General features: G+C 45.4%; 21 protein-coding genes and 1 riboswitch. Of the genes, 18 read left to right on the top strand and 3 right to left on the bottom strand.

Annotation, left to right across the window (positions count from 1 at the left end):
• The first annotated feature begins 56 nt into the window (after nt 1-56).
• The 5 genes from NI468_RS04185 (at nt 57) to lpxC (ending at nt 5,557) form a co-directional block, all read left to right on the top strand.
• Nucleotides 57-986, top strand: coding sequence for a D-alanine--D-alanine ligase (locus NI468_RS04185; protein WP_005173261.1), 930 nt, complete (start codon nt 57-59; stop codon nt 984-986).
• A 2-nt stretch (nt 987-988) separates the two neighbouring features.
• Complete coding sequence (locus NI468_RS04180; protein WP_005173259.1) at nt 989-1,843, top strand: cell division protein FtsQ/DivIB; 855 nt, start codon at nt 989-991, stop codon at nt 1,841-1,843.
• Between the two features lie 69 nt (nt 1,844-1,912).
• Nucleotides 1,913-3,175 carry a cell division protein FtsA gene (ftsA, locus tag NI468_RS04175; RefSeq protein ID WP_004647239.1) on the top strand — a complete coding sequence of 421 codons (1,263 nt, stop codon included), beginning with the start codon at nt 1,913-1,915 and terminating at the stop codon, nt 3,173-3,175.
• 159 nt (nt 3,176-3,334) lie between these two features.
• Complete coding sequence (ftsZ, locus tag NI468_RS04170) at nt 3,335-4,528, top strand: cell division protein FtsZ (protein ID WP_253100137.1); 1,194 nt, start codon at nt 3,335-3,337, stop codon at nt 4,526-4,528.
• Nucleotides 4,529-4,654: 126 nt separating this feature from the next.
• Nucleotides 4,655-5,557: a UDP-3-O-acyl-N-acetylglucosamine deacetylase gene (gene lpxC / locus NI468_RS04165; RefSeq protein WP_253100134.1), complete on the top strand. Its 903-nt coding sequence runs from the start codon at nt 4,655-4,657 to the stop codon at nt 5,555-5,557.
• Between the two features lie 99 nt (nt 5,558-5,656).
• Here lpxC and NI468_RS04160 read toward each other — a convergent pair whose 3' ends face one another.
• On the bottom strand, nt 5,657-6,097 hold the full coding sequence (locus NI468_RS04160; protein WP_004647242.1) for a DciA family protein: 441 nt from the start codon (nt 6,095-6,097) through the stop codon (nt 5,657-5,659).
• A gap of 107 nt (nt 6,098-6,204) precedes the next feature.
• Here NI468_RS04160 and NI468_RS04155 point away from each other — a divergent pair, with 107 nt between their 5' ends.
• The 10 genes from NI468_RS04155 to recJ all read left to right on the top strand — a co-directional run bounded on the left by NI468_RS04155 (nt 6,205) and on the right by recJ (nt 19,812).
• Nucleotides 6,205-6,888 carry a M23 family metallopeptidase gene (locus NI468_RS04155; protein ID WP_004281322.1) on the top strand — a complete coding sequence of 228 codons (684 nt, stop codon included), beginning with the start codon at nt 6,205-6,207 and terminating at the stop codon, nt 6,886-6,888.
• A gap of 327 nt (nt 6,889-7,215) precedes the next feature.
• On the top strand, nt 7,216-9,918 hold the full coding sequence (gene aceE, locus NI468_RS04150) for a pyruvate dehydrogenase (acetyl-transferring), homodimeric type (protein WP_253100132.1): 2,703 nt from the start codon (nt 7,216-7,218) through the stop codon (nt 9,916-9,918).
• A 2-nt stretch (nt 9,919-9,920) separates the two neighbouring features.
• Nucleotides 9,921-11,927 carry a 2-oxo acid dehydrogenase subunit E2 gene (locus tag NI468_RS04145; protein WP_253100130.1) on the top strand — a complete coding sequence of 669 codons (2,007 nt, stop codon included), beginning with the start codon at nt 9,921-9,923 and terminating at the stop codon, nt 11,925-11,927.
• Between the two features lie 129 nt (nt 11,928-12,056).
• A riboswitch (yybP-ykoY riboswitch) is annotated at nt 12,057-12,198 on the top strand.
• Nucleotides 12,199-12,270: 72 nt separating this feature from the next.
• Nucleotides 12,271-12,846: a TMEM165/GDT1 family protein gene (locus NI468_RS04140; RefSeq protein WP_180087148.1), complete on the top strand. Its 576-nt coding sequence runs from the start codon at nt 12,271-12,273 to the stop codon at nt 12,844-12,846.
• Nucleotides 12,847-13,030: 184 nt separating this feature from the next.
• Nucleotides 13,031-13,828, top strand: a complete 798-nt coding sequence (locus tag NI468_RS04135; protein WP_180087147.1) for an oxygen-binding di-iron domain-containing protein — start codon at nt 13,031-13,033, stop codon at nt 13,826-13,828.
• Between the two features lie 97 nt (nt 13,829-13,925).
• Nucleotides 13,926-14,291 (top strand): YkgJ family cysteine cluster protein, encoded by a 366-nt coding sequence (locus NI468_RS04130; protein ID WP_114540945.1) that lies wholly within the window; start codon nt 13,926-13,928, stop codon nt 14,289-14,291.
• A gap of 225 nt (nt 14,292-14,516) precedes the next feature.
• Nucleotides 14,517-15,983 carry an IMP dehydrogenase gene (gene guaB / locus NI468_RS04125; protein ID WP_004281332.1) on the top strand — a complete coding sequence of 489 codons (1,467 nt, stop codon included), beginning with the start codon at nt 14,517-14,519 and terminating at the stop codon, nt 15,981-15,983.
• Between the two features lie 123 nt (nt 15,984-16,106).
• On the top strand, nt 16,107-17,438 hold the full coding sequence (gene glmM, locus NI468_RS04120; RefSeq protein ID WP_004281334.1) for a phosphoglucosamine mutase: 1,332 nt from the start codon (nt 16,107-16,109) through the stop codon (nt 17,436-17,438).
• A gap of 14 nt (nt 17,439-17,452) precedes the next feature.
• Nucleotides 17,453-18,109 (top strand): pyridoxamine 5'-phosphate oxidase, encoded by a 657-nt coding sequence (gene pdxH, locus NI468_RS04115; protein WP_195725297.1) that lies wholly within the window; start codon nt 17,453-17,455, stop codon nt 18,107-18,109.
• Between the two features lie 2 nt (nt 18,110-18,111).
• Nucleotides 18,112-19,812 (top strand): single-stranded-DNA-specific exonuclease RecJ, encoded by a 1,701-nt coding sequence (gene recJ / locus NI468_RS04110; RefSeq protein WP_253100127.1) that lies wholly within the window; start codon nt 18,112-18,114, stop codon nt 19,810-19,812.
• Nucleotides 19,813-19,864: 52 nt separating this feature from the next.
• Here recJ and NI468_RS04105 read toward each other — a convergent pair whose 3' ends face one another.
• Both NI468_RS04105 and NI468_RS04100 read right to left on the bottom strand, forming a co-directional pair.
• A complete protein-coding gene (locus NI468_RS04105; protein ID WP_004647251.1) occupies nt 19,865-20,665 on the bottom strand; it encodes a putative porin in 801 nt (266 codons plus the stop codon).
• A 174-nt stretch (nt 20,666-20,839) separates the two neighbouring features.
• Nucleotides 20,840-21,619: a putative porin gene (locus NI468_RS04100; RefSeq protein ID WP_253100124.1), complete on the bottom strand. Its 780-nt coding sequence runs from the start codon at nt 21,617-21,619 to the stop codon at nt 20,840-20,842.
• Between the two features lie 501 nt (nt 21,620-22,120).
• Between NI468_RS04100 and prfB the strand changes: the two genes are divergently transcribed.
• The 3 genes from prfB (at nt 22,121) to NI468_RS04085 (ending at nt 24,764) form a co-directional block, all read left to right on the top strand.
• Nucleotides 22,121-23,216, top strand: a protein-coding gene (gene prfB / locus NI468_RS04095) for a peptide chain release factor 2 (protein ID WP_253100121.1) whose coding sequence is annotated in 2 segments (ribosomal slippage) — nt 22,121-22,192 and nt 22,194-23,216 — 1,095 coding nt in all. Because the reading frame shifts where the segments join, the coding sequence is not laid out codon by codon here.
• A gap of 147 nt (nt 23,217-23,363) precedes the next feature.
• A complete protein-coding gene (locus NI468_RS04090; RefSeq protein WP_004281346.1) occupies nt 23,364-23,663 on the top strand; it encodes an ArsR/SmtB family transcription factor in 300 nt (99 codons plus the stop codon).
• Nucleotides 23,664-23,678: 15 nt separating this feature from the next.
• Nucleotides 23,679-24,764, top strand: coding sequence for an alkene reductase (locus tag NI468_RS04085; protein ID WP_148335088.1), 1,086 nt, complete (start codon nt 23,679-23,681; stop codon nt 24,762-24,764).
• Nucleotides 24,765-24,793 lie beyond the last annotated feature (29 nt).

The raw sequence follows: 24,793 nt of genomic DNA, 5'->3' as shown, positions 1-24,793 counted from the left end.
CATCTTGCATGACTGAATTGAATTGACCAGATTGAAAAAAGTTTAAGGATATAAACGTGTCAAATGCTTCAAAATTCGGAAAAGTTGCCGTGTTGCTTGGTGGTAAATCTGCAGAGCGTGAGGTTTCTCTAGACAGTGGTACGGCGGTACTTGAGGCATTAGTGCGTTCAGGGGTCAATGCGGAAGCTTTTGACCCGCAGCAACGTAGTGTCACAGAACTGGTAAATTATGACCGTGCTTTCATTGTATTGCATGGTCGTGGTGGTGAAGACGGTCAGATTCAGGGTGTACTGGAATGGCTAAATGTGCCCTATACCGGTACGGGGGTACAAGGCTCTGCAATCGGCATGGACAAGGTCAAGACCAAGCAGGTCTGGCAGGGTTCGGAATTGCCGACAGCGCCTTATCGTATTGTTACCAAAGATTCCGATGCGGCTGATATCGTCAATTCTTTAGGCCTGCCTTTGATTATCAAACCGGTACATGAAGGTTCCAGTATCGGCATGAGCAAGGTTGAAAAAATTGAAGACTTTGCAGAAGCAATTGCCAAGGCAACTGAACATGATGCCGTGGTGATGGCAGAACAATGGATTACCGGCCGTGAATTCACCATTGTGGTTTTAAATGGTCAGGCGCTGCCTGTGATTCGTCTTGAACCACCTCAAGATGTTGCTTTCTATGATTATGAAGCCAAATATAACCGTAATGATGTGCAATATGGCATTCCATGTGGTTTGACCGAAGCTGAAGAGCAACAGTTAAAAGCCCTGAGTCTGCGTGCATTTCAGGCAGTCGGTGCCAGCGGTTGGGGCCGGATTGATGCCATGCAGGATGAACAGGGCAACTTCTGGCTGCTGGAAGTGAATACCGTACCGGGCATGACCAGTCATTCTTTGGTGCCAAAAGCGGCAGCTGCAGTCGGTTATAGTTTTGATGACCTGTGTGTTGCGATTCTGGAACAGACCCTGACCGGGTCGGCACACTAAATATGGCTCAACTTCCTGTTTCCATGCGCCGTAAACGTGCTGCGATTACCTCAATTCACGACAAGCCGCCGACACGCAAAGAAAAGCTGTCCAATTTTGGTGGCTGGTTATTGTTGTGTATTGCAGTGCTGGTGCTGGCCTTTGGAATATTGGGCTTATATAAAGTCATGACCAATACTGAAGTGGCAGAGCTGGGCGTGTTAGGTACCCGCTCGGCTGCTGAACAGCGTCAGGTCATGCAATATGTGTCACCGGTTGTGACCGAAAACTATTTTACTTCGGATCTGGAAGCGATCCGCGATCGTACCCTGGAGCTGTCCTGGGTGGATCGGGTGGTGGTTTCCCGAGCCTGGCCAAATGGCATTCGGGTACGGATCATGCCGCATCATGCGATTGCACGTTGGGGTACAGGACGTTTATTGAGTGACAGTGGTGTCATTTTCACTGAAGTCACACCCAAGAATTATGAGGCATTACCGTTGCTACATGGGCCGGCGAGCCATGCAGAAACCATGATGCGTCGTTATAATGAAATTAATCAGTTATTTTTGCCACACGGCATTCGTCTAAAAGAACTCTATCTCACCGAGCGAATGACCTGGTTTATGCAGTTTGATTCGGGTTTAAGAATAATTGTTGATAAAGATCAGACCATGAGCAAGTTACAGCGCTTGAGCTATCTATCTCAAAGCGACTTAAAGCCGGTCTGGTCTAAAATTTCGGCCATCGACCTGCGTTATCGCAATGGATTGTCGATACAGTGGAAAAATTCAATTCCGCCTAAAATTGTAAATGGGCATTTTATTGTAACCATTGATGACACGGGCGTTGAGAATAATGTAACAGTAAAGCCATAATGATCGGCTTTAAAAAATAGAGGCATTCAAGCCATAAATCTAACAAACATGTAATGGTAGTAGTGAATAATGAGTGAAGCTGTTCCCTCGGTTGTGGCGATTGACATTGGGACACACAAAGTTTCAGTTTTGATTGGCAAGGTACACGCGCCAGACAATATCCAAGTGATTGGTATGGCCACCGCTCGTAACCGAGGCATGAGTAAAGGGAAAATTGTCAGTCTCGATAAAGTTATTACTGCAATTAAAAATGCCGTTCAAGAAGCAGAAGATATGGCGGAATGTCGTGTACATTCTGCCTGGGTCTCTATTCCAAGTGCCGAATTAAAAAGCTTTTATGCTTCAGGTCGCACCTCGATCGACAATAGCGAGCATGCGATTACCACCAGTGAAGTGGTGCGTGCACTGGAATTGGCTAAAGCTAGTCATTTGACTTCAGATCATTATCTGGTCAGTGCTGTGCCTCTGGGTTTTGAGCTGGACGACTCACCGGAATGGGTGTTAAACCCGATTCGGATGTCGGCACATAGCATGACCGGACACTATCATTTGATGATGCTGCCGATCAGTACCATGCAGAATATTGATCGCGCCCTGAAAGGTGCCAATATTGGTGTAGAAAAAATGGTGGTGTCGAGCTTGGCTACTGCTGAAGCCAGCCTGCTGAAAGACGAAAAAGAATATGGCGTATGCTTAGTAGATATCGGTGCCGGCACGACCAATGTTGCAGTGTATGTGGATGGTCGTTTGGCCTTAACCCATACCTTCCAACGTGGCGGTGAACATGTGACCCGTGATATTGCAGCAGTATTGCAAACCACGACCGAAGAAGCTGAACGTCTGAAATTATTGTATGGCTGTGTCGACCTGAAAGTGGTCAAGCCTGACCATATGATTCAGTTCCAGGGGATTGATGGGCCACAAACCATCAGCCGGATTGAACTGACTGAAATTATTATGGCTCGTTATGAAGAAATTCTGGGTCTGGTACGTGATGAGCTGGTGAAAAATGGTGCCATCCAGGGCTTGTATCATGGTGTGGTATTGACCGGTGATGCCAGTCATATCGAAGGGATGGTGAGTTTTGTTCGCCGTACCATGGGGGTCTCGGCGCATTTAGGTAATCCGCCGACTCAGGTGTATGCAGACGAACAACATCAGGCTGCTTTACGTCGCTCGCAATATAGTACGGTGGCTGGCTTGCTGATGTTTAGTCAGAGTGATACCCAGGACACGATTGTGGAACAGGATGATGTAGAGCGGTTGTCATTGGCTAAGCGGGTCAAAAGAGCCTTGTTTGGCTTTAATGACACCCTGAAATCAATCTTTTAAGTCGATTTTTATTGTGAATATTGTTGGGAAGATGTAGTTAATCGGGCTTGTACTTGACAAGTGAACGCATGAGCAGCATTCTTAAAAACAATTTTATTAAGATTAAGGCAGTATACGGGCTTAGTGACTGCCAATTATGAATTAGGAATATTATAGGTCATGGCCTCATTTGAATTTTTCGAAGACGATCATAGCGATAGCAATGGTCAAGCCCGTTTCACTGTATTTGGTGTAGGTGGTGCGGGTGGTAATGCGGTACAACATATGTTGCAGTCCGATATCCAGGGCGTAAAATTTGTTTGTGCCAATACGGACAAACAGGCATTGGATCGTATGGAAGCCGAATTTAAAATTCAGCTGGGCGAGCAAAGTACCCGTGGTCTGGGTGCAGGTGCAAATCCGCAAGTCGGCCAGACCGCAGCAGAAGAAAGCCGTGAACTGATTCGCCAACAGCTTGAAGGGACCGATATGGTCTTTGTAACTGCGGGTATGGGCGGTGGTACCGGTACCGGTGCAGCGCCAGTGGTTGCTGAAATTGCGAAAGAAATGGGTATTCTGACCGTTGGTGTCGTGACCACGCCATTTAACTTTGAAGGCAAACGCCGTCTACAGTCTGCTGAAAAAGGGATTGAAGCGCTAGAGCAGCATGTAGACTCATTAATCATCATTCCAAACCAGCGTCTATTGAAAGTCTTCCGTGATATTTCAATGAAAGATGCCTATAAAAAAGCGGATGATGTATTGTTGAATGCAGTACGCAGTATTTTTGATTTGGTAGTCCGTCCTGGCCATATCAACCTTGACTTTGCTGACTTAAAAACAGCCATGAGCACTCGTGGTTATGCCATGATGGGTGTCGGTCTGGGTCGTGGTGAGAACCGTGCACGTCAGGCTGCTGAGCAGGCAATCCGTAGTCCATTACTCGACAACGTGACTATCATGAATGCCAAAGGCATTCTGATCAACGTGACTGGTGGCGATGACGTGACTTTCGGTGAAATTGAAGAAATTACTGATGTCGTGAACCAGATTGTCGATTTAGATGAGGGTCAAGTGTTCTACGGTACCGTTTTTGATCCGGATGCGCGTGATGAAATCAGCGTGACTGTGATTGCAACAGGTCTCACCCGTCATGCAGCGGATTCAGTTGAACCGACCAAACGTACTAATGTACAGGCAACTCGTCCAGCAGCAGCTGCACAGGCTGTGGTGGAAGATGATGATGTACCGGCAATTCAGCGTCAGCAGCATGAAACAGGTGCAGCAGCGAATCCAGCGGCGGCTTCAGTTTCTAGCCCGTGCCCAACGCCAATGAGCATTCAGGATTATCTTAAGAATCAACAGCGTAAATAACATGTAACATCATGTGTTTAGCTAGATTAGACAGGAAAGGTGGCTTTTAAGCCACCTTTTTGTTTTTTATCAATAGCCAAATATGCTAACGTATAGCGGTTTTATAGATGAACAGATGATAAAAGCATGTTGAAACAACGTACCCTGAAACGTGTCGTGAAAGCGAGCGGAATCGGTCTTCACAGTGGGCAAAAAGTCATGATTAACTTTGTGCCGCACCATGCCGATGGGGGAATTGTGTTTCGTCGTATTGACCTGAATCCGCCAGTCGACATTCCTGCCGATGCCATGCTGATTCAAGAAGCCTTCATGTGCTCGAACCTGGTTCAGGAAAATGCCAAAGTAGGCACCATTGAACATGTCATGAGTGCGATTGCTGGTCTAGGCATTGATAACCTGATTATTGAAGTGTCGGCCTCTGAAGTCCCGATTATGGATGGCAGTGCAGGTCCGTTTATTTACCTGCTCATGCAGGGCGGTTTGCAAGAGCTGGATGCCGCTAAAAAATTCGTCAAGATTATTAAACCGGTTGAAGCACTCATTGATGACAAACGTGCCATTTTTAGCCCACATGAGGGCTTTCAGCTGAATTTCACCATCGATTTTGATCATCCTGCCTTTAAAAAAGAACATCAGTCCGCCAGTATCGATTTTTCTACTGAAACCTTCGTTTATGAAGTCAGTGAAGCGCGTACCTTTGGGTTTATGAAAGATCTGGATTATCTCAAAGCCAATAATCTGGCGCTGGGTGCCAGCCTGGAAAATGCCATTGGTGTAGATGAAACCGGGGTCGTTAATGAAGAAGGTTTACGTTTCTCGGACGAATTTGTACGTCATAAAATTCTGGATGCCGTGGGTGATTTATACCTGCTCGGGCATCAGATTATTGCCAAATTTGATGGTTATAAATCTGGACATGCCTTGAATAATCAACTTTTACGCAATGTGAGAAGTGATCCAAGCTGCTATGAAATTGTAACATTTGATGACGAAGCCAATTGTCCAATCATGTATGTGAATGTGACATAAGTCATTGTGTTTGTGTCTTTATGTTTTTGTTATTGCTTTAATACTGTGATACACATCACATAATGTTTGCTTTTTAATTTATTACATTTGATTGCTATGTTACTTTTTATTGCTTGCCAAACGTAGTAAAGCTTGGCTAAGCTTAGGGTCGCTTATAAAGTCAGCAGCACTACGAAGTAATTCCTGTGTTTCTGCATTTAAGGCTCTTTCAGGTGTTGCTGAAACAGGTGATGTTTGCGAAGGATTCCGCAAGCAAACTTGAAGTTTAGTGAGATCTGTTAATTCATTTATTTGAGAGAGTTGTGAAATGTATTGCTTTTGAAGATAGGCCAATTGACTGATCATGGCCTGGTTTTCACCGGTAATCGTTAACACACCATTTTGATAGCAGACAACTTGCCAGCGTTCCGGTTGGGGCAATAGCGGTTGTACGAGTTTCGTAAGTTTCTGCCAGGCAGCGACTTGTGATGAGAGAAACGAAAAGTTTCCTGTTTTTATCTGTTTTCTTGTTTGTTGAAAAACGTTGACAGGTTCCGACATACATGATTCCTACATATTTATGTCTTAATCTTATGCGCTTCTTTTAGTGGATATCAAGGATAGAGATCTTCAAGGAACTCGATTAAAGCAGTTTAGAGAGGTTTTTTATGCATATGCGACGTATTTTGTTGGCATTTTCTTTATCAGTTTCAGCGGCTTCGGTTGCGTTCGCAGATTTAGTCAATCTAAATCAAGAAAATGGTTCAACAGATCGTATCGAGCAATTGACGCGTACTCTGGCACAGGGTGCATATACTCATCCAGATGATATCGATATTCCAGCACAGACTAAATTGAATGTTCAACTTCGTGAGAAACCAGTTGAACTGAACAATCGAACGCTTGCTCAGAAGTATGCCAATACTTCATCCAATAAAGCGGCAGCAAACAGTGCTTATTCTTGGCTAATTTCTCATCCTTTACCTAATTCTCGCGTAAGTTCAAATTACGGTGGCCGTACCATGAGTGGCCGTGCTGAAAATCATTCAGGCCTTGATCTTGCAGCGCCAAGTGGTACACCAATCTATGCAACAGGTCCAGGAATTGTGACCAAATCAGGTTGGGGCACAGGTTATGGTCAATACGTTGAAATCAATCATGGCAATGGCTATTTAACGCGCTATGCCCATGCTTCACGTCTTATTGCACGTGTGGGAGAGCAGGTGCAAGCAGGTGATCATATTGCCAACGTTGGCTGTACTGGTCGCTGTACCGGTCCACACTTACATTATGAAGTAGTAAAAGACGGTCAACGTAAAAACCCATCTACTTATTTGGCCATGTTACCTTAAGTATAGACCTGAATAACAAGAAGCATCTCTATACATAAAAACCTCCAATAAGCATTTTAAAGCGTTTAAACTGCAGGCTCTTCAAGTCAACTTGAAGGGCTTTTTGTTTTATCACTTTTAAGTCTCATATTATCACCAACTATTATAATGATTGTATAATAAATCGCCTTTATTGACTATTTTTTGTTATGTAGTGTAATTATACGTCACCCATCATTTAGTTCCTAAATAGTACTGCTAAATCGCATTCAGCTAAGGCCATACCTGCAGAGGTCTTAAATATGGTACATATAAGACATTAGATTAGGCTTTTAGGAACTGTAGATTATGGCGTTTTATGGCGATACAGACGCGCAAGAAACCCAAGAATGGCAAGATGCATTTGACTCTGTTTTGCAGCACATGGGCACTGAGCGTGCAGCATTTTTGTTAGAAAAACTTTATCAACGCGCAATTGCAAAGCATGTTCCTATTCAGCGTTTAAATACTCCCTACTTAAATACGATTTCTGTTGAAGAACAGCCTGCAATGCCAGGCGACCAGGACATGGAGCGCCGTATTCGCGCGCTGATCCGCTGGAATGCCTTGGCAATGGTATTACGCGCGAATAAAACCGGTGACGATCTCGGTGGTCACCTAGCGAGTTTTGCTTCTTCCGCAACCCTTTATGATGTGGGCTTTAACCACTTCTTCCGTGCCAACAGCGACAGCTTCGGCGGCGACATGATCTATTATCAAGGTCACTGTGCACCGGGTATTTACGCGCGTTCATTTTTAGAAGGCCGCTTGACAGAAGAGCATCTGAATAATTTCCGTCGTGAAGTGGGTGGTAAAGGTTTGCCATCTTATCCGCATCCTTATTTGATGCCGGACTACTGGCAGTTCCCAACCGTATCGATGGGTCTTGGCCCAATCATGTCGATTTATCAGGCACATATTCAAAAGTACCTGATGAACCGTGGCCTGATCAAAGAAGAAGATCGTAAGGTTTGGGCGTATTTGGGTGATGGCGAGATGGATGAGCCGGAAAGCCTGGGTGCAATTTCTCTGGCAGGTCGCGAAAAGCTCGACAACCTGATTTGGGTAGTAAACTGTAACTTGCAACGTCTGGATGGTCCGGTACGTGGTAATGGCAAGATCATTCAGGAACTTGAGTCATTATTCCGCGGCGCAGGCTGGCGTGTGATTAAAGTTGTGTGGGGCCGTCATTGGGATCCACTACTGGATAAAGATAAATCCGGTGCACTGAAAGCAGTGATGGAAGAGGCAGTTGATGGCGATTTCCAGCGTTACCAGGTAAAAGGTGGTGCTTACGCGCGTGAAAAGTTCTTCGGCAAATATCCAGAAGCAGCTGAGTTGGTTAAAGACTTAAGCGACGAAGATATTGATAATCTGAACCGCGGTGGCCATGACCCGTACAAAGTCTTTGCTGCTTATGCCGAAGCTTGTACGGCCAAAGGTCAGCCGACCGTGATTCTGGCAAAAACAGTGAAAGGTTATGGTTTGTCGGAAGAAATCGAAGCAGTCAACAAAACTCACCAAATCAAGAAGATGCAAATCAATTCCTTGAAATATGTGCGTGACCGTTTCAATCTTCCTTTCACTGATGAACAGCTTGAAGAAGTACCGTTCTACCGTCCAAGCGAAAATTCCCCTGAATTGAAATATATGAAGGCGCGTCGTGAGGCGCTAGGTGGCTACCTGCCTGCACGTCGTAAGGAAAGCGAGCAACTGGCGATTCCTGGCCTTTCAGTCTTTGATGCGGTCCTGGCCGGTTCAAATGGCAAAGAGCAATCTACCACCATGGTCATGGTACGTTTAATCTCTGCACTGCTTAAAGAGAAAGCGATTAAAGACCGTGTGGTGCCGATCGTGCCTGATGAAGCACGTACTTTCGGTCTGGAAGGCATGTTCCGTCAGCTGGGTATTTATGCTGCACATGGTCAGAAATATACCCCTGAAGACCAAGAACAGCTGATGCATTACCGTGAAGCCAAAGACGGTCATATGTTGCAAGAAGGGATTAACGAAGCCGGTGCAATGAGTGCATGGGCAGCGTTGGCGACCAGTTATTCAACCAATAACCTGCCAATGATCCCGATGTACATGTATTACTCGATGTTCGGTTTCCAGCGTATCGGTGATATTGCCTGGGCAGCCGGTGATGCACAGGCACAAGGTTTCTTGCTCGGTGCAACTGCGGGTCGTACGACACTGAACGGCGAAGGCTTGCAGCATCAGGATGGTCACTCTCATATTCTGGCCAATACCATTCCAAACTGTGTCTCTTATGACCCATGTTTCGGTTATGAGCTGGCAGTGATCGTGCATGACGGTTTACAGCGTATGTATGTCAATCAGGAACGTGTGTTCTACTACCTGACCGTGATGAACGAAAACTACGAGCATCCGGAAATGCCAAAAGGTGTTGAAGAAGGCATCAAGCGTGGTATGTACTTGCTTGAAGAAGACGAGAAAGCCACCGTTCAGTTACTGGGTTCAGGTGTGATTCTGCGTGAAGTGATCAAGGCGGCGAAGATTCTTCGTGAGGAATATCAAATTCATTCAAATGTCTACAGCGTAACCAGCTTCAATGAACTGGCACGTGACGGCATGGCATGTGAAGAATACAACCGCTTGCATCCGCTGGCTGAAGACGTGAAAGAAGCATGGGTATCGAAACAGCTCCGCGGTACTGAAGGTATTGTGGTGTCTGCAACCGATCATATGCGTGCTTATAGCGAACAGATCCGTGCTTATCTTCCAGATGGTCGTCCATTCGTAGCGCTGGGTACTGACGGTTATGGTCGTTCAGATACACGTGCCAACTTGCGTAGTTACTTTGGTGTTGATGCTGCCCATATTGTGGTGGCAACTTTGAAAAAACTGGCAGATGAAGGTGAAGTTGATGCGCGCCTGGTAAAAGATGCGATTTCGACTTTCGAGCTTGATACAGATCGTCCAGTAGCTTGGGCACCGCAAGAAACCCCATCTGTACATGCTGTTGCTGACTACAAAGAGGAGAACTAAGCATGCAAATTACGACTCCTGATATTGGTGTAGATAAGGCAACAGTGGCCGAAATTCTGGTCAAAGTCGGTGATACGATCGCGATTGATGACAGCATTGTGTTACTTGAATCTGATAAAGCCTCTGTTGAAGTGCCTAGCACTTCAGCAGGCGTGGTAAAAAGCATTCTGGTCAGCCAGGGTGATGAAGTCGCTGAAGGCGCGGTACTGATTGAGCTACAAGCTGAAGACGGCAGCGCTGATGTGGTCGAGCCACAGCAAGCAGATGCCTCACAAAAAACTTCAGAAAATACTCCGACTTCATTGCCGGATCAGGAAATCATGCAGGAACTGGCTTCACATCAGCCTAAAGCTTCTGCTGCTCCTGAGGCTCAAGCGAGCTCACAGGTGGTTGATGTACAAATCCCCGATATTGGTGTAGAAAAAGCTACTGTAGGGGAAATCCTGGTCGCTGTCGGTGATGAAATCGAGGTAAATCAAAGTATCGTAGTGGTGGAATCAGACAAGGCGACTGTTGAAGTGCCAAGTACGGTTTCAGGCACGGTAGAGTCCATCGAGATTAAAGAAGGCGATACCATTAAAGAAGGTGTGGTCATTCTGAAAGTGAAAACGGCTGTTTCGGCAGCACAAGTACAGACAGAAGCACCTCAAGCACCAGTTGCTCAAGCGGCAACCCAAGAGAAAGCAGTTGAAGCGCCACAAACGCCAGCAGCACCTGCAGGTGATGTTGAAGTGAAGGTGCCTGATCTAGGTGTAGACAAGGCGGCTGTGGCTGAAATTCTGGTTCAGGTCGGTGATACGGTTGAAAAAGACCAGAGCATCATCGTGGTGGAATCAGATAAAGCGACTGTTGAAGTGCCAAGCACTACAGCCGGCGTGATTAAAGCCATTCATGTGGAACTGGGTCAAAATGTCTCTCAAGGCATTGCACTGGTGACAATTGAAGCTGAAGCGCAAGCAGCTGCTGCACCTGTTGCAGCCAAAGCAGAAGCGCCGAAAGCGCCTGCTGCAAAAGCAGCACCGGCACCTGCTGCATCTTCTACTCAAACAGTCGCGGCGTCGGATAATGCCGATAAGCTGACCAAAGAGCAGAATGTCGCTAACTCGAAAGTCTATGCTGGTCCTGCTGTGCGTAAACTGGCACGTGAACTGGGCGTTGTGCTGGCAGACGTCAAAGCATCTGGCCCACACGCGCGCGTCATGAAAGAAGATCTGAAAGCGTATGTCAAAACGCGTCTTACTACGCCACAGGCGGCTCCTGTCGCCGCTGCTGCTCAAGTCGCAGGTCTGCCAAAACTGCCAGACTTTAGCGCTTTTGGTGGTGTGGAAGAGAAAGCCTTGACGCGTTTGCAACAAGTATCTATTCCACAATTGTCGCTGAATAATTTCATTCCGCAAGTGACCCAGTTTGATGCAGCAGATATTACGGAACTGGAAGCATGGCGTAATGAACTGAAAGGCAACTTCAAGAAAGAAGGCCTGAGCCTGACCATTATGGCGTTCATCATCAAAGCAGTTGCGCACTTGTTAAAAGAAGAGCGTGAGTTTGCTGGTCACTTGGCCGATGATGGTAAGTCAGTCTTGCTACGTAACGAGATCCATATGGGTATCGCGGTCGCAACGCCAGATGGTTTGACCGTGCCTGTGCTGCGTCATCCAGATCAGAAGTCAATTAAACAGATTGCCACTGAGCTAGGAACCTTGGGTCAAAAAGCGCGTGACAAGAAATTGTCGCCGAAAGATCTGCAAGGTGCGAACTTCACTATCACTAGCTTGGGTTCAATCGGTGGTACGGCATTTACGCCATTGGTGAACTGGCCGCAAGTGGCAATTCTGGGTATTTCACCTGCAACCATGCAACCGGTCTGGAATGGTGAAGGCTTTGATCCACGCTTGATGCTGCCGCTTTCATTGTCCTACGATCACCGTGTGATCAATGGTGCAGATGCTGCTCGTTTCACCAACAAGCTGACCAAGCTGCTTAAAGATATCCGTACTTTATTGATCTAAAAAATCATGTATATGCCTTCTATTTTCTTCCTCTGGGAGAAATATAAAGAGGGTGTAAAGAGAAAAACCCTGCTTCGGCAGGGTTTTTTGCTGCTGCATTGAAAAATAATCTATTTGATTCTATACTTGACGCACTTCATTGGGGAGTAGCCGCCTTTTGCGCAAAGCAGAAGGGTGATGGTCAACATATTTGCTCAAACGAGCATGGTCATCATAGCAAAGAACCAAGTTAGCTTTTCCAAGCTTTCTTTTGTTGGCAAGACCTTTGATTTACCACTCTGCAGATTTTGGCTAGCAGGAGCGGTGAGTCATTGGTATTGGATGCTAGCCAGAGAAAGACCTCATGTATGAATTCTTACTGTCGACTGCAATCGTAGCACTGGCTGAAATGGGTGATAAGACCCAACTGCTGGCATTGCTGCTTGCCGCACGTTTTCGCAAACCTGTTCCTATTTTAGTTGCCATTTTATTGGCGACGCTGATTAACCACGGCCTTTCTGCGGCATTGGGACAATGGGTCACCACGGTGATCGGGCCAGAAGTACTGTTGTGGATCGTCTCGATTGGCTTTATCGCAATGGCTGTCTGGATGCTGATTCCGGATGAACTCGGGGATGAAAATGCCAGTATCAATAAATGGCAAAAGTTCGGGGTCTTTGGCGCAACCTTTATTTTATTCTTTCTGGCAGAAATTGGTGACAAAACCCAGATTGCCACAGTTGCACTGGCGGCACGTTTCGATAGCGTATTCTGGGTGATGCTCGGTACCACTTTGGGCATGATGCTGGCCAATGCACCTGCAGTATTTTTGGGAGATAAGCTGGCGAACAGACTCCCGATCAGCCTGATTCATAAAATTGGTGCGGCGATTTTCCTGGTGATTGGTGTTGCAACACTGGCTCAACATTATTTCTTTTAAATCATAAAATAATAAATTACATGAATTCTGAGCTAAAAACTCAGGATTTTTTATGGTTAAAATTATCTCAAAACCTTGATAAATAGTGTGATACGGCTAGTTTTATTGATTGTAATTTTGATTAATTCCTTATATTTTATAGGGGTATAAAAACGTTATTTTTATTATAAATTGGGGAATTTACATGGCTTTTGAACGCACCACATCGCAGGTTCTGTTTGATAACGGGACACATAAGTGCATCAGTTTTACCAGTCTGGTCAAAGGTGAAGGCGTTCAGGCAAACCAGTTTCTGATCATTGATCATGAGCGCGCAGCGGTACTTGATCCGGGTGGCGATTTAACCTATGTACCGCTGACCATGGAACTGAATAAATACACCCGTTTGACCAACCTGGATTATGTCATGGCCTCGCACCAGGACCCGGATATCATTACCTCGATGCCGCGCTGGCTGGTCTATACGGATGCCAAAGTGGTGGCATCCAAGCTGTGGGCGCGTTTCTTGCCGCACTTAAACTCGGCCTTTATGAGTGACCGGATGAAAGGTAACTGGTTGGACCGCTTGGTAGAACTTCCTGATCACGGTCAGATCGTTCCGTTGGGTCAATCACACATTGTGGCGGTGCCGGCGCATTTCCTGCATTCGGTGGGGAATTTCCAGTTTTATGATCCGATTGCCAAAATCCTGTTTTCCGGCGATATGGGCGCATCCATGGTCGAAGATGCAGCCAAGCCACTGGAAAACTTTGCTGCGCATATTCCAAAAATGAAAAGCTTCCATCAACGCTATATGTGCAATAACAAGGTGATTCGCCTTTGGGTGAAAATGGTACGCAGCATGGAAATCGAGATGATTGTGCCGCAACATGGCACGCCATTTATCGGCAAAGAGCAGATTACCCAGTTTCTGGACTGGATTGAAACGCTGGAATGCGGCACTGACCTGATGGATGAAACGGTTTTTACTTGTCCTGAATAGTTCACACAAAAAATAATTTTTTTCTTGTGTGGAAAAACAACATTTTTTATATTTCTTCTCCAAAAAACTTTTTTTTGATAATGAGAACTTATAAGAAATGTTGTCTCAAGTTCCAAAACCGGATGCGTGTTTAAGCTGCGGGGCGTGCTGCGCCTATTTCAGGGTTTCGTTTTATTGGGCTGAAGGAATTCATATGCCTGAGCACTATACCGAACCTGTGACAGCAGTCTATTCATGTATGGCTGGAACCAATCAAAAAAATCCACGCTGTATCGCACTTGATGGCACCATCGGCCAGCAGGTCAGCTGCGGCATGTATGAGCAGCGCAGTTCATCCTGCAAAGAAGTGCAGATTGCCGATGAGCAATGCAATAAGGCACGTGTGGCACACAATATGTTGCCCTTTGTCCAGATTGAAACTGATGAAGCCGACAATGATGACAGTTTTGAATATGTCAGCTAAATCCATCCAAAGCAGAGCTTAGGCTCTGCTTTTCACTTTATTAAAATGATCGGGGTATATTTTAAAATAGGGAACTTCATGATCGGACGTATTATTGATACTGTTTTAGCACCCACATAGATCTGCGTGTACAAAGCTTGAATAAAAAAATAATTTTGCAATTGCAATGAAATTTAAGCCGATATTTGTTTATAATAGTGCACGGAAATTACCAGTGAGACTGTTATGTTGACCATCGTTCAAGACGCGTTAACCTTCGATGATGTCCTATTACTCCCTGCCTATTCTACTGTTCTTCCAAAAGATGTCTCCCTAAAGACACGTTTAACTCGTGGCATTAACCTGAATATTCCTCTTGTGTCTGCAGCAATGGATACGGTGACTGAGTCCCGTATGGCAATTGCAATGGCGCAAAATGGTGGTATCGGTATTTTGCACAAGAACATGGATATCGCGGTTCAGGCTGCAGAAGTGCGCCGTGTGAAAAAATTCGAAGCGGGTATGGTCAAAGACCCGATTACAGTCACTCCTGAAACCACAGTACGTGAACTGATTGCGTTGACTCAAGCCAACAATATCAGTGGTGTACCCGTTGTGAAAGATGGCAAAGTGGTGGGTATCGTGACCGGTCGTGATACACGCTTTGAAACCAATCTTGAGCAGCCAGTCAGCAATATCATGACTGGTCAGGATCGCCTGGTGACAGTTCGTGAAGGCGAATCGAAAGAAAATATCCAAGCTTTATTGCAACAGCACCGTATTGAAAAAGTATTGGTGGTCAACGATCAGCAAGAGCTGAAAGGCTTAATTACGGTAACCGATTTCCGTAAAGCTGAATTGTATCCAAATAGCTGTAAAGATGACCTGGGTCGTCTGCGTGTTGGTGCTGCTGTCGGTACTGGTGCAGAAACGCCAAGCCGCGTAGAAGCCTTGGTTGATGCAGGTGTGGACGTGATTGTAGTCGATACTGCACATGGCCATTCTGCAGGTGTGATCGAGCGTGTACGTTGGGTTAAGGCCAATTATCCACAAGTTCAGGTGATTGGCGGTAACATCGCGACAGGTGATGCTGCGCTGGCGTTACTTGATGCAGGTGCGGATGCCGTTAAAGTTGGTATTGGTCCTGGTTCAATCTGTACCACGCGTATTGTGGCGGGTATTGGTATGCCACAGATCTCTGCGATTGATTCTGTTGCCAATGCGCTGAAAGATCAGATTCCTTTGATCGCAGATGGCGGTATTCGTTTCTCTGGCGATATGGCCAAAGCGATTGGTGCGGGCGCAAGCACGATTATGGTTGGTTCATTGATGGCCGGTACTGAAGAAGCACCAGGCGAAGTTGAATTCTTCCAGGGCCGTTACTACAAGGCTTATCGCGGTATGGGTTCATTGGGCGCGATGGCGGGTGCGACAGGTTCTGCTGACCGTTACTTCCAGGACTCCAAGGCCGGTGCCGAGAAGCTGGTTCCTGAAGGTATTGAAGGTCGTGTACCGTACAAAGGCCCAATGGGTAATATCGTACATCAGATGATGGGCGGCCTACGTTCTTCAATGGGTTATACCGGTTCTGCGACGATTGAAGACCTGCGTCAGAATGCCAAGTTTGTGAAAATCACTTCTGCCGGTATGTCTGAGTCGCATGTACATGATGTGACCATTACCAAAGAAGCACCAAACTATCGCGTAGGTTAATTTCCTGTGATTTAAAATTTTAAAAAGCCGTCATGCAAATGACGGCTTTTTTATTTTGGTGTAAAGTGTGACTCAAGGAAAAAAATGGGTGATATCAATCATCCGCTAAGAAGTGAGATAAAGATGAGTTATTTTGGTACGGATGGTATTCGTGGAAAGTTTGGCGAATTGCCGATTACCCCTGAGTTTGCCCTGAAACTGGGATTTGCGGCTGGTAAAGTTTTAAAACGTCATAGTAAAAAATCCAAACCATTGGTGGTTCTGGGTAAAGATACCCGTTTGTCTGGTTATATCCTGGAAGCTGCCTTACAGGCAGGTTTAAATGCCGCTGGCGTTTATGTTCACCTTTTAGGTCCACTACCGACACCGGCGATTGCTCACTTGACCCGTGCCTTACATGCCAGCTTGGGTATTGTCATTTCCGCTTCGCATAACCCGTATTTTGATAACGGCATTAAGTTCTTCTCTGCGGAAGGCAAAAAACTGCCAGATGCCTTGCAAGACGAAATTAATCAGGAACTTGAAAAAGATTTTGTGATTGAAGATACGGCGAATCTGGGTAAAAGTATCCGGGTTAAAGATGCCAATGGTCGCTATATTGAATTCTGTAAATCGACGTTCCCGTATCATCTGGATCTGAATGAACTCACCATTGTGGTGGATTGTGCCAATGGTGCAGCCTATAACGTGGGACCTGCAGTGTTCCGTGAACTGGGCGCACGTGTAATTGCGATTCACAATGAGCCGAGCGGTTTAAATATTAATGAGGGCTGTGGTTCAACGCATCCGGAAAGCTTGCAACAAGCCGTGATTCAACATCAAGCGGATTTGGGTATTGCCTTTGATGGGGATGCTGACCGTGTGGTTCTCGTAGATAAAGCCGGTAATCTGATTGATGGCGACCATATTCTTTATATTCTTGCGACTCAAAGCTCGAAAAAACCGGCAGGTATCGTCGGTACCTTAATGAGCAATATGGCGCTGGAACTGGCGCTAGAAAAAGCACAAGTGCCGTTATTACGTGCCAAAGTCGGCGACCGTTATGTATTGCAAGGTCTGGAAGAAAATGGCTGGGTAATTGGCGGTGAGCCTTCTGGTCATATTCTGACTTTAGACAAGAGCACCACAGGCGATGCGATTATTGCAGCCCTGCAAGTTTTAACCGTGATGGTTGAACAGAAAAAAGCTCTGCATGAACTTGTGGCTGACTTTAAACTGTTGCCCAATGTCTTGGTCAATGTACGTTTAAATGCCATGTTTGATCCTTATTCAGTGCCTGCACTGGCAGCTGAATTTGAAAAAGCCGAACAGCAGCTTAAAGGTCGTGGCCGTTTATTGATTCGTAAATCTGGCACAGAACCTGTCATTCGTGTGATGGTCGAAGGCGATGATCTGGCTGAAGTCACCACACTTGCAAACAGCCTGGCAGATGCTGTGCGTGCCAATGCCGCTTAACAGGAACATAGATGATGAGTGATCTGATCAAGGATCTAAGTGAACTACGCCTGAATTATGAAAAAGGCGAGTTACAGGAACAGCAAGTCAATCCGAATCCACATATGCAGTTCCTGCAATGGTTTAACCATGCACTGGAAGCAAAATTGCATGAACCCTATGCCATGTCTTTGGCAACAGCCAATGCACAAGGTCGTCCACATGTGCGTACGGTATTGCTACGTGGAGCGACTGAAGCGGGTTATGACTTTTATACCAACTATGATAGTCAAAAAGGTCTGGATCTGGCTGAAAATCCTTATGCCGAACTGTTGTTCTACTGGCAGGATCAGGAACGTCAGATTCGTATCTCGGGTCGTGTAATGAAAATATCAGAAGAAGAATCAACTGATTATTATCATAAACGTCCGCGAGAAAGCCAGATTGCCGCGCATATTAGTACCCCGCAAAGTGGCGTCGTGGCCAGTCGTGAAGAATTGCAGCAACGTTTTTGGGATTTACATACTCAGGTCGCGAATCAGCAAGAGTTGGACAAGCCGGTATTCTGGGGCGGTTATCGTCTAGAACCCGATTATTATGAATTCTGGCAAGGTCGTCCGAACCGTTTGCATGACCGTTTAAGTTATCGCAAAACCGATGCCGGCTGGACTTTAGAGCGCTTAATGCCATAACCATGCAAAAACTGGAAATCAAACAACGGCCCTTGCTAACCCGTCCTGAAAATTTTCAGGGTGTGCCGGCATTTGTGGCTGAAATTTTGGCCCGGCGTGGGGTAGAGTCCGAGCAGGAACTTGAGCTTAAGCTGAAGCATCTGCTGGCACCGACCATGAAAGGCTTGCCTGAAGCCATTCAATTGATGGATCAGGCGATTGATCATGGCCAGAAAATCGTGATTGTCGGCGATTATGATGCCGATGGCGCGACCAGTACTGCACTCATGGTGCTGGCACTGCGTGATATGGGCGCCAATGTTGAATATCTGGTACCAGACCGTTTTAAATATGGGTATGGATTGACGCCCGCAATCGCAGATCTGGCCTTTGTCAATTTCACGCCTGATTTACTGATTACCGTGGACAATGGCATTTCCAGCCATGACGGAGTAAAACAGGCGCAGGATCATGGCATGCAGGTGATCATTACTGATCACCATCTGACGACCAAGCCGACACCAAAAGCCGAAGCCGTGGTCAATCCCAATCAGCTCGGTTGCGACTTTCCAAGCAAAGCACTGGCTGGGGTCGGGGTGGCTTTTTATATACTGGCCAATCTGTCTACCCATCGCAAGAAACTTGGAAAATCCTCTACGGTAATTACCAATTATCTTGATCTGGTGGCACTCGGTACTTATGCCGATGTCGCGAGTCTGGACTATAACAACCGGATTCTGGTCGATGCAGGGTTGAAACGGATCCAGCAAGGGTTATGCCGAGCAGGAATCAGTGCGCTACTTGATATTGCAAAGCGTGATCCTGCTGGTCTGAAAGCTCAAGATTTGGGCTTTGTTTTAGGCCCACGGATTAACGCGGCTGGACGCATGGAAACCATGGATATCGGGATCGAATGTTTGCTGGCTCCTGATCTGACAACTGCTTATCCACTGGCTGAACAGCTGAATCAGCTCAATGTCGAACGCCGTCAGGTGGAAGGTAAAATCAAGCAGGAAGCCTTGCTTGAGCTGGATAAAATCCAGTGGGATGCCACTGAACTACCTGCTGCGTTGATCATGTTTGAACAGCATTGGCATCAGGGAGTGATCGGGATTGTAGCAGGGCGTTTAAAAGAGCAGTTCCATCGTCCGAGTATTGTTTTTGCCGCGGATCAGGATGGGATTCATATCAAAGGTTCGGCGCGTTCGATTGAAGGTATTCATATTCGTGATGCGATTGAACAGGTGGCAGAGCAATATCCTCATTTAGTCAGTCATTTTGGCGGACATGCAGCAGCAGCAGGTTTAACCCTGAAAAAAGAAAATTTCGCTGAGTTTAAGCAGGTCTTTGAAGCACTGATTGGTGTGATGGATGAGGATTTATTCACTGCGACTTTATGGACAGATGGAGAGTTGCCAGCTTCTGCTTTTCAGATCGAAACAGTCAATTTATTGCAGAATTTAAGTCCATGGGGGCAAAAATTCCCCCAACCGATTTTTGATGGTGTGTTCAAAATCATGGACTATCGCTGGCTTAAAGATGTGCATCTTAAGTTACGTGTGGCGTTGGAGAATGGGCAGGTCGTGGATGCGATCGCTTTCAATGCAGCGGATAAATATGATTTTGACCCGATGAAAGATACACGATTGGTCTATGAGCTGGATAAAAATGTATTTAATGGCAATATCAGCTTGCAAATGCGGATTATCCATTTAGAACAATAGGCCATAAAAAACCGCTCGAGTGAGCGGTTTTTTTTGCTTTTAATCGGAGAGATTAGAAGCGGAAAGTACCGTTAATACCGAAAGAGTCAGCACCGTCAGTAGTTGTATAGTTCACGCCAGCTGCAATTGCAGGTGTAAAGAATTTTTGTGCGCGTAAACCAAATACTGTATCTGAATCATCTTCTGTAGAATCCGCGATTGATACACCCACACTTAAAGTTGGATCGATATAAAGATCAGCGCCTAAACGATAAGTTGTTTCATCACCGAAATAAGTTAAACCTTCAAAATTGGCAAAATGATTACCAATCTGAGTCACATATTTTGCACGTAAAGATAGTGCAGTATCATCACCTACAGTAACAGCATTTAGGAGGTTAGGGACAAAACCATAATTTGCTACCTGAACTGGATCAACGCTTTCATTAGCTGCACCAGCTGCTAATAGTAGGCCATTAACTGGTAAGTAACCAACTTCAAAAGCATAGCCAGTATTGTCTTCACCAGCAAAGTCAACCTGGTTAATAGTGCCGCTTACATAAAATTGAGTATTTGGAATATAAAACTCGCCACTTACACCAAATACATCAATATCCTCATCGCCATCACCGCTTGCATTTGCATAACCTAAGCCAATATTGCTTGCTTTATTTAGGAAAGCCGCTTCTGCAAGTGGAGAGTTCTTAACTTGAACAGTGTTTAAGTAATATTTTCCATTGATGAAAAATGTATCTAGATCCCCAACATTATCAATATCTGTATTTTCATACCCGACATTAAGTTCAGCTTGGTAAGCATGTGCAGTTCCCAGGCCAGCAAGAAGCGCTGTAGCAAGAGCAAGTTTCTTAAGCATTTAGATTTCTCTCTTTGTTATAAAAATATGACTGTTTGATGAACAGTTGTAACAAATTGTACAGTTTATATTCGCCCCGTCAATGTGCAAAAATACCTAAATGCTTGTTAAGAGTGCAATAAAAAAACCCATCCGAGGATGGGTTTCTATGCATGACTAATTTTTGGTTTTAGATTAGAAGCGGTACTTCGCTGCTACACCAAAGGTATTGTAGTCATTGTTAAACTGTTCACCAAAGCCGACACGGCCTTCTAAGCTCACTTGCTGGTTAATGAACTTACGTGCATTGATACCAAATTCGCTCTTGTCGGTAATATCATTGTTGTGATAATCAGCACCGACACTCAAGGTTTTGTCGATGAAATAATCTGCTGCCAGATTGTATTCATCTAAATCACCAAACGCTGCACCTGCTTCCAGGTTGATGTCTTTACCGTTGCTAAGTGTAGTGACATATTTAGCACGCAATGTTGGATCTACGCCATCATCATTGTCGTTATCCCAACCTTTCACACCCGCCGCAATCAATAGGCCTGGCGCTGGTAGATAACCCACTTCTGCACCGTAAGTCGTTAAGTCATTATCTACCTCATTGTTATCTTGCAGATCATGACCATTTACATTACCGCTTAAGTAGAAGTCAGAATTCGGTACGAAGTACTCTGCACCTACGCCATAACGATGCGCTTCAGAATCACCAATTTCATTATATTGATATTGCGCACTCACGTTGCTAGCACGATCAAGGAATGCTGCTTCTGCTAATGGTGCATTACGTGTTTGAACTGGATTGAAGTAATATGTACCATCAACGCCGAAAGAACCGCTGGTTCCACCGTTGTCAGGATCAACCACTCCTGCTGATGCACCAATTTCTGCTTGGTAAGCATGTGCTGCTGTACCAGTCATTGCTATTGCTGAAAGTAGTGCCGAAGCAATCGCTAATTTTTTCATGGTTACTACCCCTCAAATCGTGAGTTAAAAACATTACACTTTTTGTTACAACTTTCAGTCTAGAGCAATTCCAAAGATCGTCAATCAAAGGAAAGTTACAGTAATGTGAATAGCGTAATCTTGTGTAATTTTTGCTAAACAAGTGACTGAATAATAAAATTAAATTTATAATGTAGTGTTTTATTAAAAGTGTGTAGATATTGTGGAATCTATTGAATTTGCTGATTTTTTATACAACACACTAAGAAATCCTAGATTATAAAATTAATTGCAAAATTATATTTCGGTCATAAAAACGAGGCTTAAAAGCTAATAAAAATTTCGGATAAAAAGACGTAAAAGAGCCTATGAAATGTTGAAAATTGGATGAGGAAAATACAGGTCTAAATACTCAAGACATTCGAGCTTTAGACTGAATGGATCGTTAAAATAGCGGAAATAGACTGTGCTATAATATTGGGCTAAGAATTTTGTGCCTAATTTTGATTGAGAGTAATTCACGTGGAAATTAATCCGTATCTAAACCAATTAAAAGACTTAAACGAACGTGGTCAAACACTACGGGGGTATCTTTGACTACGATCTGAAAAAAGAGCGTTTAGAAGAAGTCCTACGTGAATTAGAAGATCCAACCATCTGGAATGACCAGAGTCGTGCCCAAGCGATGGCCAAAGAGAAAGGCGAGCTTGAAAATGTATTAAATGTGCTGGATCGCTTAAGTACCCAGCTTGAAGATGCACAGGCTTTGCTTGATCTGGCGGTTGAAGCGGATGATGAAAGCTTGCTAGAAGATGTACAGGCTGAACTGAGCACGGCTGAAGAAGAACTGGCCAAGCTTGAATTCCGCCGTATGTTCAATAATCCGATGGATCCAAATCCTTGCTATCTGGAAATTCAAGCTGGTTCAGGCGGTACAGAAGCACAGGACTGGGCGTCTATGTTGCTACGTATGTATCTACGCTGGATTGAACGTCATGGCTTTAAAGCAGAAGTGATGGAAGAATCTGATGGCGATGTGGCCGGCCTTAAATCTGCGACGATTCGTGTGGAAGGTGAGTACGCCTATGGCTGGTTGCGTACCGAATCAGGCGTACACCGTTTAGTGCGTAAGTCACCATTTGACTCAGGTAACCGTCGTCATACCTCGTTCTCTGCCGTGTTTGTATCGCCTGAAGTTGATGACAATATTGAGATCGAAATCAATCCGTCCGATGTTCGTACCGATACCTATCGTGCATCAGGGGCGGGTGGTCAGCATATTAACAAAACAGATTCTGCCGTGCGTTTAACCCATGCACCGACCGGAATTGTGGTGGCCTGTCAGAACCAGCGTTCACAACATGCCAACCGTGACCACGCCTGGAAGCAGTTACGTGCCAAACTTTATGAGCTCGAGATGAGCAAACGTAACGAAGCGGCACAAGCACTGGAAGATTCCAAGTCTGACATTGGGTGGGGTAGTCAGATCCGTTCTTATGTCCTGGATGATTCACGTATTAAGGATTTGCGTACAGGTGTGGAAAATTCCAATACTGGCGCAGTTCTGGACGGTGATCTGGACAAATTTATCGAAGCAAGCCTGAAACAGGGCTTGTAAGAAGTTGTTTAAATAGCTGGCGTAACCAAGCTTGTACAGATTGTGACTCTTATATCTAAATTATTCGATATATAAATCGTAAAAATACGATATAATGGTCGCAGATGCTGAATAAAGTTTCGTTGCGCCACTGATTGTGATGTGCCTATGGACCTTGATCTAATTTTTAAAGCCTTAGCCAATCCGACCCGTCGACAAATTCTGGAGTGGTTAAAATCTCCGGAGCAATATCTGTCTGCGGAAGAGTGTGGTGGCTTTCAACGTGGGGTCTGTGCAGGTCAAATTGAACGTTTGGGCCAGGTTTCCCAGTCCACCATGTCCAATCACCTGTCGGTGTTACAGCAGACTGGCCTGATCACTGCGACCAAGCATGGACAGTGGTCATATTTCTCCCGCAATGAAACTTTGATTCAACAATTTATCGAACACCTACAACAACACCTTTAACAGGTGGGAGTAACGATGGCTGAATTAAATTCTCCTTTAACGCTCGGTGCGTTAGAGCTTAAAAACCGTGTCATCATGGCGCCGCTGACCCGTAACCGCGCAACTGCTGATCGCGTTCCAACCCCAATGATGGTTGAGTACTATGCGCAACGTGCAAGTGCTGGCCTGATTATTTCTGAAGCCACAGTGATTTCTGAAGAAGCCAATGGCTATTTAAATACTCCAGGATTGTTTACCGATGCTCAGGTCGAAGGCTGGAAAAAGGTTACTCAAGCGGTTCATGAGAAGGGCGGTCTGATTGTTGCCCAGCTTTGGCATGTTGGTCGTGTATCGCATCCGGATCTGTTAAATGGTGAAACACCAGTCTCTGCAAGTGCAGTACAACAGGCGGGTCATGTCAGCTTGTTACGTCCAAAACGTCCTTATGTGTTGCCGCGTCCGCTGGAAATTTCGGAAATTCATGCCATTACCGAGCAATATAAGCAAGCCGCGATTCGTGCTAAAGAAGCCGGTTTTGATGGTGTTGAATTACATGCTGCCAATGGTTATCTGATTGACCAGTTCTTGCAAAGCAAAACCAATCAGCGTGAAGATGAATACGGCGGTTCAGTGGAAAATCGTACACGTTTCCTGCTAGAAGCAACTGATGCACTGATTGAAGTATGGGGCGCAGATCGTGTAGGGGTGCATTTTGCGCCGCGTTGTGATGATCATGACATGGGCGACAATGATCCACGTGAAACATTTGGCTATGCCATGGAGCAGCTGGGTAAGCGCAAGATTGCCTTCTTCTTTACCCGTGAATATCTGGCAGAAGACAGTATTTCTGAATATATGAAACAGCGCTCAAATGGAGTGCCTTATATTGCCAATATGCGCCTCAGCCGTGAAGATGCCATTGAATTACTGGCTTCAGGCAAGGCTGATGCGGTGGCTTTTGGTAAGGCGTATATTGCCAATCCGGATCTATACGAACGTCTGCTCGAAGATGCGCCGCTGAATGAACTGAAGCTGGAAAATATGATCGGAACCAATGTCGCGGAAGGCTATATTGATTATCCGACATTGGCTGAAGCAGAAGCTTTAACTACAGTAGAATAATCTAAAAATGAGCCACATTGATTAACATG

The organism is Acinetobacter lwoffii (assembly GCF_024129355.1).
GTDB lineage: Bacteria > Pseudomonadota > Gammaproteobacteria > Pseudomonadales > Moraxellaceae > Acinetobacter > Acinetobacter lwoffii_I.
Note: the sequence above shows the minus strand (reverse complement) of the source record. Positions and strands in the feature narration are given on the sequence as shown.

Bases quoted from the DNA above. Each gene is read 5' to 3' on its own strand.
- NI468_RS04180 (WP_005173259.1), top strand. From the start codon at position 989: ATGGCTCAACTTCCTGTTTCCATGCGCCGTAAACGTGCTGCGATTACC.
- ftsA (WP_004647239.1), top strand. From the start codon at position 1,913: ATGAGTGAAGCTGTTCCCTCGGTTGTGGCGATTGACATTGGGACACAC.
- ftsZ (WP_253100137.1), top strand. From the start codon at position 3,335: ATGGCCTCATTTGAATTTTTCGAAGACGATCATAGCGATAGCAATGGT.
- lpxC (WP_253100134.1), top strand. From the start codon at position 4,655: ATGTTGAAACAACGTACCCTGAAACGTGTCGTGAAAGCGAGCGGAATC.
- NI468_RS04160 (WP_004647242.1), bottom strand. From the start codon at position 6,097: ATGTCGGAACCTGTCAACGTTTTTCAACAAACAAGAAAACAGATAAAA.
- NI468_RS04155 (WP_004281322.1), top strand. From the start codon at position 6,205: ATGCATATGCGACGTATTTTGTTGGCATTTTCTTTATCAGTTTCAGCG.
- aceE (WP_253100132.1), top strand. From the start codon at position 7,216: ATGGCGTTTTATGGCGATACAGACGCGCAAGAAACCCAAGAATGGCAA.
- NI468_RS04145 (WP_253100130.1), top strand. From the start codon at position 9,921: ATGCAAATTACGACTCCTGATATTGGTGTAGATAAGGCAACAGTGGCC.
- NI468_RS04140 (WP_180087148.1), top strand. From the start codon at position 12,271: ATGTATGAATTCTTACTGTCGACTGCAATCGTAGCACTGGCTGAAATG.
- NI468_RS04135 (WP_180087147.1), top strand. From the start codon at position 13,031: ATGGCTTTTGAACGCACCACATCGCAGGTTCTGTTTGATAACGGGACA.
- NI468_RS04130 (WP_114540945.1), top strand. From the start codon at position 13,926: ATGTTGTCTCAAGTTCCAAAACCGGATGCGTGTTTAAGCTGCGGGGCG.
- guaB (WP_004281332.1), top strand. From the start codon at position 14,517: ATGTTGACCATCGTTCAAGACGCGTTAACCTTCGATGATGTCCTATTA.
- glmM (WP_004281334.1), top strand. From the start codon at position 16,107: ATGAGTTATTTTGGTACGGATGGTATTCGTGGAAAGTTTGGCGAATTG.
- pdxH (WP_195725297.1), top strand. From the start codon at position 17,453: ATGAGTGATCTGATCAAGGATCTAAGTGAACTACGCCTGAATTATGAA.
- recJ (WP_253100127.1), top strand. From the start codon at position 18,112: ATGCAAAAACTGGAAATCAAACAACGGCCCTTGCTAACCCGTCCTGAA.
- NI468_RS04105 (WP_004647251.1), bottom strand. From the start codon at position 20,665: ATGCTTAAGAAACTTGCTCTTGCTACAGCGCTTCTTGCTGGCCTGGGA.
- NI468_RS04100 (WP_253100124.1), bottom strand. From the start codon at position 21,619: ATGAAAAAATTAGCGATTGCTTCGGCACTACTTTCAGCAATAGCAATG.
- NI468_RS04090 (WP_004281346.1), top strand. From the start codon at position 23,364: ATGGACCTTGATCTAATTTTTAAAGCCTTAGCCAATCCGACCCGTCGA.
- NI468_RS04085 (WP_148335088.1), top strand. From the start codon at position 23,679: ATGGCTGAATTAAATTCTCCTTTAACGCTCGGTGCGTTAGAGCTTAAA.